Origin of the sequence: Acinetobacter sp. Root1280 (genome assembly GCF_001425285.1) — a bacterium.
GTDB lineage: Bacteria > Pseudomonadota > Gammaproteobacteria > Pseudomonadales > Moraxellaceae > Acinetobacter > Acinetobacter guillouiae.
In genome coordinates this window covers 126,161-142,060 of sequence record NZ_LMED01000003.1, presented here as the reverse complement: position 1 = coordinate 142,060, position 15,900 = coordinate 126,161, and the positions used below count along the sequence as shown (strand labels likewise).

The following is a 15,900-nucleotide window of genomic DNA, read 5'->3' as shown; positions in this document are numbered from 1 at the left end:
CTTAACGACACAATTGCTTTAAAAAATGTTTTGGATGCCCAAGAAACCACACGTAGTGCTCGTTTGTCTTTAGTCCAAGCAAAGCCAATACAATGCTTATGTCACTTTAATGCAAGCTTTGGGTGGTAGCCCGATTAAGCAGTTACCTTAAGAATGCGTTGAGATGAGAAAGCCCTGAGGGGCTTTTTTTTAATTACTATTTGAATAACACAAACACTCTTTCCGAAAGATTCAATTTATCTTATGATTGATTTATATTTAGTCAACTCCATAATTTAAAACAATATAATGAAACACAATATAATCGCTATTTTACTCTCAAGCTTAGCCTTATCTGCTTGTGCAAAAACAACCAACGAGACAAATACCAATTCAACAGCTCAAAAGTCCAATGAAAAAAATGATGTTGAGTTACAGGAACGAATTAAAACACTGGTAGACAAAACCAAAAAGAACATGATTTTTGTACAGGGTGGATCTTTTATGATGGGGGACTTCGGTGAACTCGTGAATAAAGGAAATTTACCTTTTGATGGCGATGGACATAGTAAACCTTTACACAAGGTCACTTTAGATAGTTATAGCCTAAATGCATATAAGTCCAGTTATGAAGACCTAGACACTTATAGCGCAGCAACAGGAGAGCCTAAAGTTATGGATGATCCTGATTTGCAAGATCTACGATATAAAAATGCAGCGGCTGGACTGAATTGGTATCAAGCTCGTGATTATTGCCAATGGTTAGGCAAGCAATTAGATGTACCTATGGACTTACCAACCGAAGCACAATGGGAATATGCTGCTCGTAACCGCGGGCAACAAGTCGTCTATCCAACCCATAATGGTAAAGTAGAGTATGGTAAAAACTTTAATAGCTATGAACAACAACAAGCATTTACAGAAACTGTTGCAGAGAATTCGATAATACTCATCACTCAACTCGGTACCCATCAGCCTACTCCATTGGGTTTTTACGATTTAATCAATGAAAACTTAGAATGGGTCGCTGACTGGTATGCGCCTGACTATTATGCTAAATCGCCTGAAAAAAACCCCAAAGGGCCCGAGACAGCTACTGCAAAAGTACTTAGAAGTACCAATATTAATGATGAATATATGATCCGTACTGCTTTTGGTTTTACATTTTCCAGAATGTTTAAAGAACCTGGTTTAAAAGGAAAGGATTTTTCTCGCTATTACACTACTTCAGTTAGATGTGCTGCCAATAGCCCTACACCTTTATCCTAAATTGTCTTTGTTATAAAACTCAAAGCTCGTTTGACCTTAATATTTTTTAACAGAATCAACCTTTATATCGTGCAAATTAGCAGTTAAAATAAAACTAAAATACTGATAATCTTATTTAAAAATAATGAAACAAAATCTGGTCCTAATACTACTGTCTACTTTTGCTTTAAGTGCCTGTGCAAAAAGTACTGAATCTAAACAAGCAACAAATAATACTCAATCCAAAGAAATCATAGCTATTGCTCAGTTAGATTCTGAACTACAAAAAAAAGTACAAGGCTTATTAGAAAAAACGCAAAAAGAGTTCATCCTTGTTAAAGGTGGAACATTTATGATGGGAGATTTTGGCCCACAACATAGTAAAGATAAACTTGCTTATGATGGGGATGCCGTTCCTCTTCATAAAGTTACTCTAAGCGACTACAAACTCAGTGCAACCAAAGCCACTTATGCTGATTTTGATATTTATACAGCAGCGACTCAACAAAAGCCTGTAGGTGTATTTGATGAATATTCTAAAAAAAATCGAATACCTGAAGTAGCGGCAGGTATCAATTGGCAACAAGGACGTGACTACTGTAAATGGTTGGGTACGCAACTAAATTTAAATATGGATCTACCGACTGAAGCCCAATGGGAATATGCTGCTCGTAATCGAGGGCAAATGGTTATGTATCCCACCAATAATGGCAAACTTGAAAATGGTAAAAATATTTGGAGTTTTGATCAACGCAATCAAACTACTTCTAAATATAAAACTGTAGAAGTTGTACCTTTACTAAAACAGTTTCCGCCAACTGCTATGGGCTTCTATGACATGGTTACCGATAATTATGAATGGATGCTGGATTGGTATGATCCTGAATATTATCGTAAATCACCTGAACATAACCCTCAAGGACCCTCTACAGGAACAAAAAGGGTGGTACGTAGTTCTTTTCCTGATGATGGGCAAAATATAAAAATGTCAGGAGGGTTAACTATTAGCCGTCATTCAATGCATCCAATAGCTGATCCCAAATTAGCTAAAGAGTTAAAAGAGCTAGATTTTAAAGATGGTGAACACGACTTTAATAAAAATAACTCCGTACGATGTGCTGTAAATCTCTGATAAAGTCTAATTGGGTATAAGAATTATACCTTATACTCAATTACATCATTAGCTTTACTTTGTTTTTCAAAAGGCTCCAAAATTTGCAAATTACTGGCCATTAATACTCTATCTTCATTTCCCAGAGCACCTGGTAAATTTTGTTGTAGTTCAAGCTCACGAAAACGCGGATCATTTTGATTACGTACAATCATATAATTCATATGATTTCTCACTTTCTGCGCCCCTTTACGGTACTTCAGATATAACTCTAACCAGTGGTTAAGATCATCTCCCTCATACTCTTGGTCGGTATTAATACAATGCTTATGTCACTTTGATGCAAGCTTTGGGTGGCAGTCCGATTAAGCAATTACCTTAAGAATGTGTTGAGATGAGAAAGCCCTGAGGGGCTTTTTTATTTGATTATTTTTGCAAATGTATCAAGTTGGTATGTTGTCGAAGCATCAACAACATAGGGGTCTGTAGCATCAACCTGACATTCATTTTCCACATTCTGAGGCCATTTTGGTTGTTTATCAGCACGAATAAATTTGTTCCGAGTATTCCCTAAAATTTTGATCATTGCTCGTGAGTAGAATGATCGAATTTCACTTTGATAGTCTAAAGCAACGATTTCCTTACTGGTTTCTAAAGACTCAGGGTGTACTTCGATATTTAGACAATAACTTAACTTTTCAGAGGGTAGGCGATGAATTACACCTGCTACCTTTTTATTAAAATAAAGTTTCTCAGGTCCATTATTCATATATTCTTTGATAAATTCCCATATCTCCAGTGTCTCTTGTTTTTTATTCTTACTGAGTGCAAAGGCAAAGGTATAAACTATCAAATCTTTGTTATCCTTGATAAACCCTTTGACTTCCCAAAAAGTACCCTCATATCCACCAAGTCGACTATTTAAAATAAAGTCAATTTTATTCCAATCACCTATGAATATTTGGCCACTTACATCATAAACATAGACTTTTTGATTTATTCTGTTGAATCGGATTGGATAATAGTTATAGCCTAATTTTTCATACTTTTTAAAATTCTGAAAGCCTTTATAAAAAACATAAAGAATACAAAAAAATAAAATATGCATTGGAGAAAAAACTACTATAAAAGCTAATAAACTTTCATCATCACGAATTACTGTAATATAAAAAAATATAAGCCAAACAATTAAAATAACCGGAACTGCTACAAAAAAAACACCGAGCAAATTAAAATAAGAATTCCCCTTTAAGAAAAAGCTATTATTCACACATTCCATATAGGTAGAATTCATTTTTATAAAATTATAGCTATGAGAAATATTTGATTTATAAGTGGCTCTTTTGGAAAGAATGTTGTCCTTTTCTTTTGGGGTTAGATGTCTATCATTCTTATAAACTGGGTATTGTAAAGTGCCATTTAGCATAGTTAACCTATTAATATAATTAAAGATAGAAGCGCTTACGCGCTTTATCATTTATCTTTCATCTCAAACATACTAAATTCAAAGTTGTCTTTAAAGCTAATTTCCTCTGGTCGTTCTTTTTCCATTTTATTTTTAAGGATGACCTCTTTATGCCATATAGGTAGAGGCTTTATATTAAGCAATATTCGTCTTGCAATAAAATTACACACGTCAAAAGGATAGGAAAATAAAGCAGGAACCCAGTTATCATGATAAATGATTCGAAATGACTTCCATGTATCTCGATAACTTTCTTTTGCACCAATGACCTGCTGACAAAATGTCAATTGAGTAAAAGGGTCTATCGTTCCATACATCGGATTAGGCTTGGGATACAATTCTTCTGGTCCTTTATGCATAAAATGACAAATAAATGACCATAAGCCTTGGGTATTACCCCAACCAATCATAGGAAAGCCAATGACAAAACTATGTTTTAACAGACCATCTTCAACAATATGCGCTCTAAGTTCTCTTAAGGTAAATCCAGAAAGCCCAAAGCTTGTACCCATCACATAAACAACATCTTTCCAATCTCGTTCTATATACTCAGCATCAGTTAAATAAAAAAATACTTTGCCTGTTTTTCGGTTAAATAAAATCGGTTTACAAATAGATTTTTTATGATCATGCTTAAAGTATGGACTCAAAAAACCATATAATGTAAAAAACAATAAGAATAAATAAACAAATACAATAAATATATATAAGAAAACACCTTCATTATAAAATGGTTTAACCAACATGTAGACCAAGCAACCAATTATAAAAAATATTAAAGGTGATATAAAAACTAAAAGACTTATTCCTTTTCCTAACCTCGCATAAGATTGATCTATAAGTTCAATATAATCATCATTCATGCTTAGAAAAGACCAGTTATGATTACGTTTGAATTCATCATAGGGAGATAAAAGTACATCACCTTCATCTAATCTAGAAAAAGGTATATTTTCTTTAAAAACATCATAACCAAACGAATGTTTTTTAATTTTTCTTTTCATTATGCAACCATGTTTACTTATGCTTCCAAATATTAAGCTCAAAAAAATATAATTTTCATTTTAATCATTAAAAATCAAAGCGCTGACGCGCTTTATCATTTATCTTTCACACTAAAAAAACCAAATTTCAAATTGTCTTTTGCTGTCACAATATATGGATCATTTCCATCTATAACGTGCTCCTTTTTAAGTTCCTCACTCCAATAAAATGGCTTTGAAAAAACAACTGTGATTCGTCGTCCAAAGAACCGAACAAATTCAGGTAAAGCAAAAATAAGCGCATAGAGTGGTGTCTGAAAATGATTGATAAACACGGTTTGCCAACTTTGCTTAAAGGATTCTTTTTTCTCTTGAATATCATAACAATATGTTAATTTACTTTTATAATCTTGCTCTGGGTCGTCTATCCCTTTTCTGTAGCACAAGGGTTCAGGTCCCTGTTCTACATAAGTTTTGATAATAATNAGCAAAAATAAGCGCATAGAGTGGTGTCTGAAAATGATTGATAAACACGGTTTGCCAACTTTGCTTAAAGGATTCTTTTTTCTCTTGAATATCATAACAATATGTTAATTTACTTTTATAATCTTGCTCAGGATCATCTATCCCTTTTCTGTAGTACAGTGGTTCAGGCCCCTGTTCTACATAAGTTTTTATAAATAGTAAAAAGCCTTCTATATAGTCTTTATGAATATTGGGTGTACCCAACTGTATATCATATTTTATCACTTCACCATCAAGTATATAGGCATGTAACTCATATAGCGGTAGTCCCACTACACCTTGTGATTGAACGATATCAAAATACAAATCGTTTAATAAAAACTGAGTGGTGTTATTCCCATCAGAACACACAGTCATTGTCTTTTTTTGTCTATTTATTACGACTGGTAAATAAATAGGCTTTAAAAAATCGAATTTCAAAAAAGGAATTAACATTGTAAAAAAAACGTATAATCCGCCAAATGCTAGCAATATAGCACTCGAATAAATAATAATTTTTTCATCTTCAACACCATCACTTAAAGTAAAAAATAATAGATAAATAATTAATAGAAAAATAGGCAAAGCAAAAACAGATAAAAATATTAATACTTTCCCCTTCCACGCGTAATTTTTATTTGTTAATTCAATATAACCAGAATTCATTTGAACCAATGAAAAATTATGATTGATCACTCGTTTGAGTTCAAAAGTATCCAGTTTAAAAAGTTGATACTTTTTTACACTTTCTCCGACTCTAGTACGAGGAACAAAATACCATGGATTTTTCATTTATCTTTCATCTCAAACATACTAAATGGCATTATATTGAGCAATATTCGCCTTGCAATAAAATTACCAAGATCAAAAGGATAGGAGAATAGAGCAGGAACCCAGTTATAATGATAAATAATTCGAAATGACTTCCATGTATCTCGATAACTTTCTTTTGCACCAATGACCTGTTGGCAAAATGTTAATTGAGTAAACGGATCTATCGTTCCATACATCGGATGAGGTTTTGGATATAGTTCTTCAGGTCCCTTATGCATAAAATGACATATAAATGACCATAAGCCTTGAGTACGAAATATACCTATCATTGGGAAGCCAATGACGAAAGTATGTTTTAACAGACCATCTTCAACAATATGTGCTCTAAGCTCTCTCAGTGGTATACCTGAAAGTCCAAAACTGCTCCCCATCACATAAACAACATCTTTCCAATCTCGTTCGATATACTCAGCTTCAGTTAAATAAAAAAACACCTTGCCTGTTTTTCGGTTAAATAAAATTGGTTTACAAACTGCCTTGTTGTAGTCATATTTAAAAAAAGGGTCTAAAAATGCATAGAGTGGTAAAAAAAAGATAATCAACCCTGAAATTACGACAAATATTGAAAAAGAAATAGACTCTTTAGAACCCCCACCAAGTGAAAAATATAAATATAGAATATAAAATATTAAAAATAATATAGGAGAACATAATACTAAAAGACTTATTCCTTTTCCCAACCTAGCATAAGATTGATCTATAAGCTCTATATAATTATTATTCATCCTTAGAAAAGACCAGTTATGATTGCGTTTAAATTCATCATAGGGAGATAAAAGTACATCACCTTCATCTAATCTAGAAAAAGGTATATTTTCTTTAAAAACATCATAACCAAACGAATGCTCTTTAATTTTACTTTTCATCATGTACCCATTTTACTGATGCTTGCAAATATTATGCTCACAAAAAATATAATTTTATTTTTAGAGATCAAAGCGCTTGCGCGCTTTATCATTTATCTTTCACACTAAAAAAACCAAACTTCAAATTGTCTTTTGCTGTCACAATATATGGATCATTTTCATCTACGGAATTATCTTTTTTAAGCTGTTCACTCCAGTAAAATGGTTTTGAAAAAACAACTGTAATTCGTCGCCCAAAGAATCTAAAAAACTCAGGTATAGCGAAAAAAATTGCAAATAATGGCGTCTGAAAATGATTAATAAATACTGTTTGCCAGCTTTGACTGAATGGTTCATTTTTCTCTTGAATATCATAGCAATAAGTTAATTTACTCAGAACTTCTTGCTCAGGATCATCTATTCCTTTTCTGTAATATAGTGGTTCCGGACCTTGTTCTACATAAGTTTTAATAAATAGTAAAAAACCTTCTATATGATCTTTATGAATATTCGGTGTCCCTAACTGTATATCATGTTTTATCACTTCACCATCAAGTACATAGGCATGTAACTCATGTAGCGGTAGTCCCACTACACCTTGTGATTGAACGATATCAAAATACAAATCGTCTAATAAAAACTGAGAGGTGCTGTTCCCATCGGAACATACGGTCATGGTCTTTTTTTGTCTATTTATTACGACTGGTAAATAAAGGGGCTTTAAAAAGTCAATTTTTAAGAAAGGAATTAACATAGTTAAAAGCATATATAATGAAATAAGAAAAACAAATATTAATGAAATTAAAAAACCTAGTAAATCACCAATACCATCTTTTAAAAATAGATAACCACCGAATAAAACTAATAGGACAAAAGGAATACCAAAAAAAGATAAAAAAATTAATTTCTTTCCTTTCCATACGTAATTTCTATTTGTTAATTCAATAAAGTTAGAATTCATCTGAATAACAGAAAAGTTATGATTGATCACACGTTTGAGTTCAAAAGTATCTAGCTTAAAAATTTGATACTTTTTTACTCTTTCTTCCACTTTAGTACGAGAAACAAAATACCATGGGTTTTTCATTTATCTTTCATCTCAAACATACTAAATTCAAAGTTGTCTTTAAAACTGATCTCCTCTGGACGTTGTTGCTCCATTTTATTTTTATAGATAACCTCTTTATGCCATACAGGTAGAGGCTTTATATTGAGCAATATTCGTCTTGCAATAAAATTACCAAGATCAAAAGGGAAGGAAAATAACGCAGGAACCCAGTTATCATGATAAATGATTCGAAATGACTTCCATGTATCTCGATAACTTTCTTTTGCTCCAATGACCTGTTGGCAAAACGTTAATTGCGTAAACGGGTCTATTGTTCCATACATCGGATTAGGCTTTGGATATAGTTCTGCTGGTCCTTTATGCATAAAATGGCATATAAATGACCATAAACCCTGTGTACGGAATATACCCATCATCGGAAAGCCAATGACAAAAGTATGTTTTAACAGACCATCTTCAACAATATGTGCTCTAAGCTCTCTTAAAGGTGCACCTGAAAGACCAAAGCTATTCCCCATTACATAAACAACATCTTTCCAATCTCGCTCTATATATTCAGCATCAGTTAAATAAAAAAATACTTTGCCTGTTTTTCGGTTAAATAAAATCGGCTTACATAATGGTTTCTTATAATCATATTTATAAAAAGGACGAAAAAAAACAAAAAAGCAAAACCATATTATAAAAACAACAGAAGTTACAATCAAGAAAGTTATAAATATTGAATCATTACTATCACCACCAAGAGTAAAATATAAGTATAAAAAATATAATGCAATTAACATCAGTGGAATTACAAATATAAATGGGCTTAAGCCTTTTCCAAGTCTTGCATACGACTGATCTATAAGTTCTATATAATCATCATTCATGCTTAGAAAAGACCAGTTATGATTGCGTTTAAATTCATCATAGGGAGATAAAAGTACATCACCTTCATCTAATTTAGAAAAAGGTATATTTTCTTTAAATACATCATAACCAAACACATGTTTTTTAATTTTACTTTTCATCATGTAACCATGTTTACTTATGCTTCCAAATATTAAGCTCACAAAAAAATATAATTTTCATTTTAATCATTAAAGATTAAAGCGCTTGCGCGCTTTATCATTTATCTTTCACACTAAAAAAACCAAATTTCAAATTATCTTTTGCTGTCACACTATATGGATCATTTTCATCTACAGTATGCTCTCTTTTCAGTGCTTCACTCCAATAAAATGGCTTTGAAAAAACAACTGTGATTCGTCGTCCAAAGAATCTTACAAATTCAGGTACAGCAAAAATAAGCGCATAGAGTGGTGTCTGAAAATGATTGATAAACACGGTTTGCCAACTTTGCTTAAAGGATTCTTTTTTCTCTTGAATATCATAGCAATATGTTAATTTACTTTTATAATCTTGCTCTGGGTCGTCTATCCCTTTTCTGTAGTACAATGGTTCAGGTCCCTGTTCTACATAAGTTTTGATAAACAATAAAAAGCTTTCTATATAGTCTTTATGAATATTCGGTGTACCCAACTGTATATCATGTTTTATCACTTCACCGTCAAGTATATAGGCATGTAACTCATACAAAGGTAGTCCAACGACACCTTGTGATTGAACGATATCAAAATACAAATCATCTAATGAAATTTGAGTGGCGTTGTTCCCATCGGAACATACGGTCATTTTCTTTTTCTGTCTATGTATCAAAACTGGTAAATAAAGAGGCTTTAAAAAATCGAATTTAAAAAAAGAAAGAAACATCGTAATAAATATATAAAGAGCACTACATATTACAATTATTGCACTGGTGTATATGACAAATACCTCATCCTCTACACCATCTTTTAAAAAAAATATGCTGAGATAAATAGTTAAAGTTAAAATAGGAAGTGCAACAAGGAGAAAAATTGTTACGATCTTTCCCTTCCAAGCATAATTTTTATTTGTTAATTCAATAAAGTTAGAGTTCATCTGAACAACTGAAAAATTATGATTGATTTCTCGTTTCAGTTCAAAAGTTTCCAATTTAAAGAGTTGATACTTTTTTACATTATCACCAACTTTGGTACGAGGAATGAAATACCACAGATTTTTCATTTAAATAGTCCATTTAGAGCTGATAGCTGTGTTTCATATTTTCCAAAAGAAATCATTCCTTCGTTAGCATCTCCCAAGAAACTTTTTCGCAACCATTTTTGTAATTCTTTTTCTCTTTTATATAATGCATACACAGCCAACCCTATACTTATTGCTAACAATATGAGTCCAATTGGATGAGTAGCAAATCCAAAGAAAATAAATGCTGATGATATTACCATTGTTAAACCACTAAATCCTAAAAGTGCTCCGTACGTCCTTTCACCACTTTTGTAAGCGTTTACTCCACCAATCATATCAAACACACCAAATACAACACCTACTAATGCACCTAATGTTCGCCATCCTAAATGTTTCATACTTGTGGCATTGGCTAAATCTTTTGAAAATACAAATAGTTTTGTATTTTTCAATGGTCCAACAGCCATCTTTCTTTCAAAATACTTACTGAGCATCATGGATGTTCCTTCAGCTAACGCCATTCCCATACCTGCTAATGATGCAGCCTTACGCCCACCTTTTTCTGAACCACTTAAATTTTGATCAGTCCAAACTGTATACATGGCAAGTGACTGGAAAACGAAGTTTCCTGTAGCAACCAGATGCTCAAATGATATTTTTTTATCTGTAAATACGTTTACGGGAATTTCTGTTTCGATTTTAAGCTTATTAGAGGTATTTACTTCATTTGGAACAGCATCACTTGAATAATTCCCCAATAACATGCTGGATATAGTATTAATAAAATGTGCTTTTTCTCTAGGTAAATTTTGAGTGCTAACATCAAGATAAGGCAAATTAATTCTTAATTTTTCCCGAGAAGCATTCCAAAGTGGATCATTGGCTATTTTACTAAGCATACTATCTCTACTGATCTTAACATCTGCTCCAAATGTATCTTTATAATATGCAATCAATAAGTCAGCGAGTTTATTATTGAATTGAGAAACATTTTTCGCCTGAATAATTCCTTCCTTAACTGGTGCTTGCGTGTAGCCTCCTAGCATTATAGTGAGAGGATTCAATTGATTAGGATGAAGTTCGATTCCACGCATAGCGACAGGAGATAAATGCAAAACAAACTGACTTATTGAACTTTGTAAATATGCTATTTCAAAAGAATTTAGTGATGAAATCACTGAATTCGTGCGAGAAATTAAATCTCCCCATGGAATTGTAGATAAGTTTGAGTAGTTAATATAGCTTGATACACTATTTTTAATATCAGAAGAACTACAGCATAATGCATCAGAAATCAAACTTTTATTACCTGAAATTAAGTAAAGCTGTTTTACAAAATAGTCTAAACATTTAGGTAAAGCTTTACAAAACTCAAGAATAGAGGAACTCAACTCATAATTACCTGACAAAGATTTTGGATTATCTCTTTCTGTAACATAAAAATAGTGTTCATTTATAATATTATTCATAAATACTTTTAATGCCCACTCATCCAATGAATCAATTTTTTTAGATTTCTGATCATCTTTTTCGTTTTTTGATTTAATTGCATCTGAGTAAATTTTATCATTTAAACAGCTTTGATAGTTTTTATTCCAATCTTGTAGTTTATATTTTTGTTGATTTGCTTTATCTCTAATTTCTTCTTCTGCGATCTGTTCAGGTGTTTTTTTCTTCTGCATTTGTTCTTTTAGATATTTTCCAAATTCATTCGATAATTGCTCAGAAGGATCTAAAAAAATAGGATCTTTATTAATTTCAGCTTTTTCAGCTTCTGTAAAATAAATATCTTTATTTATTCCAAATGCTAATTTAAGTCCTTCAACGTCAAGTAAAGTTTTTTCTTGATCTGTATATACTGAAGTATCTTCCAATACAGATAGTGCATTAGAAGCAATATCTTGAATTATGCCGACATAATCATCCAAACAAAAAATTGCACCTGTAAATAATCTCGTTTTTTTATTATCAGATAAAATATCTTTTAATTCTGTTACTTCATAATTATCATACTTATTAATTACTGATGAATCTTCGTCATTATCAATAGCTTCTGATGAGCAACTCTTAAAATTCAAATAATCAAAGATCTGATTATAATGATTTTCAAAATTAGTTGATACATTACTCAAAGTCCACGGAGTTTGAAGATATGCGCTAGACTTATTAGAATCTAAAAAAATATATTGCTCTAAATTGTAATTTTTTATTAAGTTTAAGTTATGCTCTGTGATGGGAAATTGTCGATCATCACTCCCCTGTCCATTTAAATATGCTTTTACATTGAATACATTCATATTTTTTTTGTATTTATTTTTATTCTCAATTTTTTTCTCCTTACTCCATTTTAATTCTGAATATTTCATATAAATTTCAGTTGCTTCAGAAGCTTTTGGGATTGTAATCATGAGCGCTCTTGCACGATGAACTGTTTTACTACAAGGCTCTTTACTTTGTGAGTTGCTGATCGTTTCAGAGAAGTAATTATTATTATCAATTCTTTTTAAAAAACCCTGCTGAGATATTTCATATTCATGCCACTTATCTATATGTTTCATAAATACATATAAATATCCAGCTCTCAAAGTAGTCAGCCCATAAGCATATCCTTCTGTTGGAGCTATCTTATTAACAGTTTTAAAACAAGATTTTTCATCCAAACTTGCTGTAACTGATATTGATCGTAGTGGTTTGGTAGGTTTTGGCTTACCACTACCATTTATATAATTTGCATGTGCTTTATAATAAGCATTGCTTTTTTTACGAAACTCAAGTTCACTCTTTATGCTATTCTCAACACTTGTTAGATTTTGTAGCGCAGGATCATTCTTTTCATAGCACGATAAAACCGTATCATCCTCATTTTCTTCAGGATAAGTTCCCTTTTTTGTCACAACAACATATCTTGTTAATAGGAGTTGTAGCCCTTCATCTCTCTTACAAAAATCACAAGGATATTCTTGATTATCAGTAGTCATACATCACCTTATTTTTTAAATTTTCATCATCAATATTTTGTTTTTTAAAAAAGTCATCCCACTCAGACGTTGAAAGCTGTTTGCTTGCTTGTTCATAGCCTTTGGGACTTTCTGTTAAACGTTGAAAAAAATGGGTTTCAAGAAAACTTTCGCCGATTAAATCTGTATGAAAAATGGATGCTACAGCATCATCCTTTGTCAAAATCCCTTTATTTTTTATTAAGTCTGCATAATTAAAAATCTGATTTACTTTTAAAAAGTATGCTGGCAGGTCGTCAGTCTTGAATTTTAACTTTTCAAATACTCTGTTGTTTACACTGATTTTGTCCAATAAATCATGATCAGGCTGTTGAATAAAATCCCCCTCAGATCCAGCGTCAAAGCACAATGTTTCATTTAAGAAATTAAATTCAATATTTTTAAAATATTTATTGATCCATATAAAATCCTGACTCTCAAAATAATTGAGTAACATCCAAATTTTCGGATCAAAAAACCGATACAAATACTTCTTAGTGCCTACTTCATAGACTAAATTTTGTTTTAAGTGATTAACAATATCAGGTTCTCGAGTTGGAACACTTTTAAACGTCATTAGAAAAAAAGGTGAAAGCCCCGCTTTGATCTGATTTTGATCATGTTGCTTTATTTCATCAACAAGCGAAGCATCAACTGAATTTAAGCGCAATAAATACGGAAAAACATGCTGTACATTCTTCGCATAATCAGGTGCTAAAGACTTAAGTTGAGCTTCCACTTCATAAAAATATTGCGCATTTAGATTCGGGTCAATAATGACGTAATCATACTCAATCACCTCTTTTGGATGTATAGGCTCTAATAACATTATGAAAGCTCCACAGAAGCATCACCTTTTGCCGCAGCACCAGAAACACGCATTTCACAAATAGGAAGCTGAGGAATGTCTGAATTAATCTTCGCACCACTGGTAAACTTCTGTTGCCCCGACTTCACCTGAAACAAACCACCTGTAGTTGAAAATACCCCTGAACCATTAATCTTTAATTCAGAACCATCACCAATCAACTTAATCTCTTTCGGACTGATGATATAAACCGCGTCTTCGGTCGAAATGATTTGAATACCTTTGCGTGCAATCACATCTGCACCACCATCTTGAGCTTGGATCTCAACTTTGCCTTTTCCAGCAAATAACCTTGCCCCTTCCTGTGCCGCAAAAAGACTGATCTTAGCACTGGCATGCCCAATCAAAGCCTTTTGTGTACTTAGGTTGATACTGTCGCCTGCGGTATGACTGATTTGCCCATCTGCTGATAGATGAATATCTTCGTTACTGGCAAGCGCAATCGAATTAGGGGAAGCCAACATCATCACCGCAGACTTAAATGCATTTGCTTTTTTCGGATCTTGTTGGTCTAGTGTATTGATAAACCCTTTTATTCTTTCCAACACCTCCAAAGGATCAGTTTGCTGATTCTTAGCAACTTCACTTAAGGCTTTGGAATTATTTAGACTACTTTCTAACTGACTTTTGGCGGCGGTTGCATCGAGATGGTTACCTGAGGCTGAATCTTGAGCATAGGTACTGAGTAGTAGGCCTTGCCCAGCTCGTAACGCTCCCCATTGGTCTGTTCTTAGTTCAAAGCCTTCGCCTCGTCCTTCACTGGTCTCGGTTTCTTTAGGATGACTCAGATTACCAAGGTTAAGTTGACTCGCACCGTGACTACTTTGTAGCTGGCTGCTGATTTGCTCTGTGGTATCGTCAAATCTAAGCTGGCCATAGCCACTGCCTTTAACTTCTCGACTTTTGATCCCCGCCAGTTTTTTGGTATCAGGCAATTGGCCTTTGTCATCAAATTTAGTTGGGCTACGTTGTGCTTCATGGATACGCCCCACCACAAATGGTCGGTCAATATTACCATCAAAGAAATCTATCACCACAATCTCACCAATCCTCGGTAAGAACCGCGCACCATAGCCTTCACCTGCCCACGGGGTCAGTACATCCACCCAAGCGGAATCAGTATCGTTGTCATTGCTCCCTGCACCACCATCATGACTATGATCTTCATTGCGGGTAAATAGGAAGCGAACTTTAATCCGTCCCCATTCATCCACATTGATTTCTTCTCCACTTGGCCCAACCACTTTGGCTCGTTGTGGATGGGTACTAGGACGATGTTGTAGTGGGTGGTATTCAGGAACAGTGGTGATATTACGGCGTTGTAGTACCAATTGATTGGCTTGGCGTTCTTGGTTGTTTGAGTCTACATTTGAATTGACCCAATTGCTTTGTTGGAGCAAGCGATTGATTTGCTCACTCAGGTCTTTGGGTAAATTGTTCTGGTTATAAAATGTCTTTGATGTGATCAGAAATTCTTTGTCTGAGCCACTGTGTTGGTCTATTTCTGGGTGTTCGTTTAACTCAAACCAATACCCCACTTGTGCATCACGTACAGTGGAGTTGGCTATAAATTGTTTGGATTGAGCATCGTAATAATGGCTGAGGTTTTGGTTAATCTTTTCAATCTGATTGTTGTTTGAGGCAGTTGCTTGATCTTCACCATTCAGGTCTTGAATCCATGCTGGACTGATATGCCAAGCTTGTTCTAAACCGAGGCTGGCATTGTTTTGGTTTTGACTGTGTTGATGTTTGCTTTGGACACTGCCTGCACCTTCTTCTTGCTCTAACACATCTGCTTGCCAGCGTTGTACGTGGACAGCAGTSGGTTGTAAGCTGCGTTGTCCGATAAAGCTGGTGATGCTGTCTTGTTGTTCTGTGGCACTGCTGCGATGGAAGCGGATCTTTCTTCGTTCTAGCGCTTTGTATTCNGGTTGTAAGCTGCGTTG

Annotated in this window: 12 protein-coding genes and 2 pseudogenes; 3 read left to right on the top strand and 11 right to left on the bottom strand. The window is 33.5% G+C overall.

All coding sequences use genetic code 11. The features are described from left to right. Positions 1-12 precede the first annotated feature (12 nt). The 3 genes and pseudogenes from ASC84_RS23140 to ASC84_RS05095 all read left to right on the top strand — a co-directional run. A pseudogene (locus ASC84_RS23140) lies at positions 13-151 on the top strand (hypothetical protein); the annotation flags it as partial. A gap of 137 nt (positions 152-288) precedes the next feature. Continuing rightward, entirely contained in the window at positions 289-1,248 is a 960-nt protein-coding gene (locus ASC84_RS05100) for an SUMF1/EgtB/PvdO family nonheme iron enzyme (protein WP_056512275.1), read from the top strand. Positions 1,249-1,372: 124 nt separating this feature from the next. After that, the gene (locus ASC84_RS05095; protein WP_056512273.1) at positions 1,373-2,359 is read left to right on the top strand and encodes an SUMF1/EgtB/PvdO family nonheme iron enzyme; all 987 of its coding nucleotides are present in this window, start codon (positions 1,373-1,375) and stop codon (positions 2,357-2,359) included. Positions 2,360-2,382: 23 nt separating this feature from the next. Here ASC84_RS05095 and ASC84_RS23025 read toward each other — a convergent pair whose 3' ends face one another. The 11 genes and pseudogenes from ASC84_RS23025 to ASC84_RS05040 all read right to left on the bottom strand — a co-directional run. Beyond that, complete coding sequence (locus tag ASC84_RS23025; protein WP_201784132.1) at positions 2,383-2,562, bottom strand: hypothetical protein; 180 nt, start codon at positions 2,560-2,562, stop codon at positions 2,383-2,385. 194 nt (positions 2,563-2,756) lie between these two features. Next, the gene (locus ASC84_RS05090; protein ID WP_227515091.1) at positions 2,757-3,815 is read right to left on the bottom strand and encodes a DUF6708 domain-containing protein; all 1,059 of its coding nucleotides are present in this window, start codon (positions 3,813-3,815) and stop codon (positions 2,757-2,759) included. Then, complete coding sequence (locus tag ASC84_RS05085; protein WP_056512268.1) at positions 3,812-4,807, bottom strand: DUF6708 domain-containing protein; 996 nt, start codon at positions 4,805-4,807, stop codon at positions 3,812-3,814. Before ASC84_RS05085 ends, ASC84_RS05090 begins: the two co-directional genes overlap by 4 nt. A 465-nt stretch (positions 4,808-5,272) precedes the next feature. Next, positions 5,273-6,082 (bottom strand): hypothetical protein (locus ASC84_RS05075; protein ID WP_056512387.1); only part of this gene is annotated, 810 nt, incomplete at its 3' end. Further along, positions 6,079-6,990, bottom strand: coding sequence for a DUF6708 domain-containing protein (locus ASC84_RS05070; protein WP_227515090.1), 912 nt, complete (start codon positions 6,988-6,990; stop codon positions 6,079-6,081). The genes ASC84_RS05075 and ASC84_RS05070, both read right to left, overlap by 4 nt. Positions 6,991-7,078: 88 nt before the next feature. Then, entirely contained in the window at positions 7,079-8,056 is a 978-nt protein-coding gene (locus ASC84_RS05065) for a hypothetical protein (RefSeq protein ID WP_004816957.1), read from the bottom strand. Then, positions 8,053-9,051 (bottom strand): DUF6708 domain-containing protein, encoded by a 999-nt coding sequence (locus ASC84_RS05060; RefSeq protein WP_056512385.1) that lies wholly within the window; start codon positions 9,049-9,051, stop codon positions 8,053-8,055. Before ASC84_RS05060 ends, ASC84_RS05065 begins: the two co-directional genes overlap by 4 nt. A 97-nt stretch (positions 9,052-9,148) precedes the next feature. Further along, the gene (locus ASC84_RS05055) at positions 9,149-10,129 is read right to left on the bottom strand and encodes a hypothetical protein (RefSeq protein WP_056512265.1); all 981 of its coding nucleotides are present in this window, start codon (positions 10,127-10,129) and stop codon (positions 9,149-9,151) included. Then, positions 10,126-13,068, bottom strand: coding sequence for a toxin VasX (locus tag ASC84_RS05050; protein WP_056512261.1), 2,943 nt, complete (start codon positions 13,066-13,068; stop codon positions 10,126-10,128). Before ASC84_RS05050 ends, ASC84_RS05055 begins: the two co-directional genes overlap by 4 nt. Beyond that, on the bottom strand, positions 13,058-13,915 hold the full coding sequence (locus ASC84_RS05045; protein ID WP_056512257.1) for a hypothetical protein: 858 nt from the start codon (positions 13,913-13,915) through the stop codon (positions 13,058-13,060). Before ASC84_RS05045 ends, ASC84_RS05050 begins: the two co-directional genes overlap by 11 nt. Beyond that, positions 13,915-15,882 (bottom strand): annotated as a pseudogene (locus tag ASC84_RS05040) (DUF2345 domain-containing protein); the annotation flags it as partial. The pseudogene ASC84_RS05040 and the gene ASC84_RS05045, both read right to left, overlap by 1 nt. Positions 15,883-15,900: the final 18 nt, after the last annotated feature.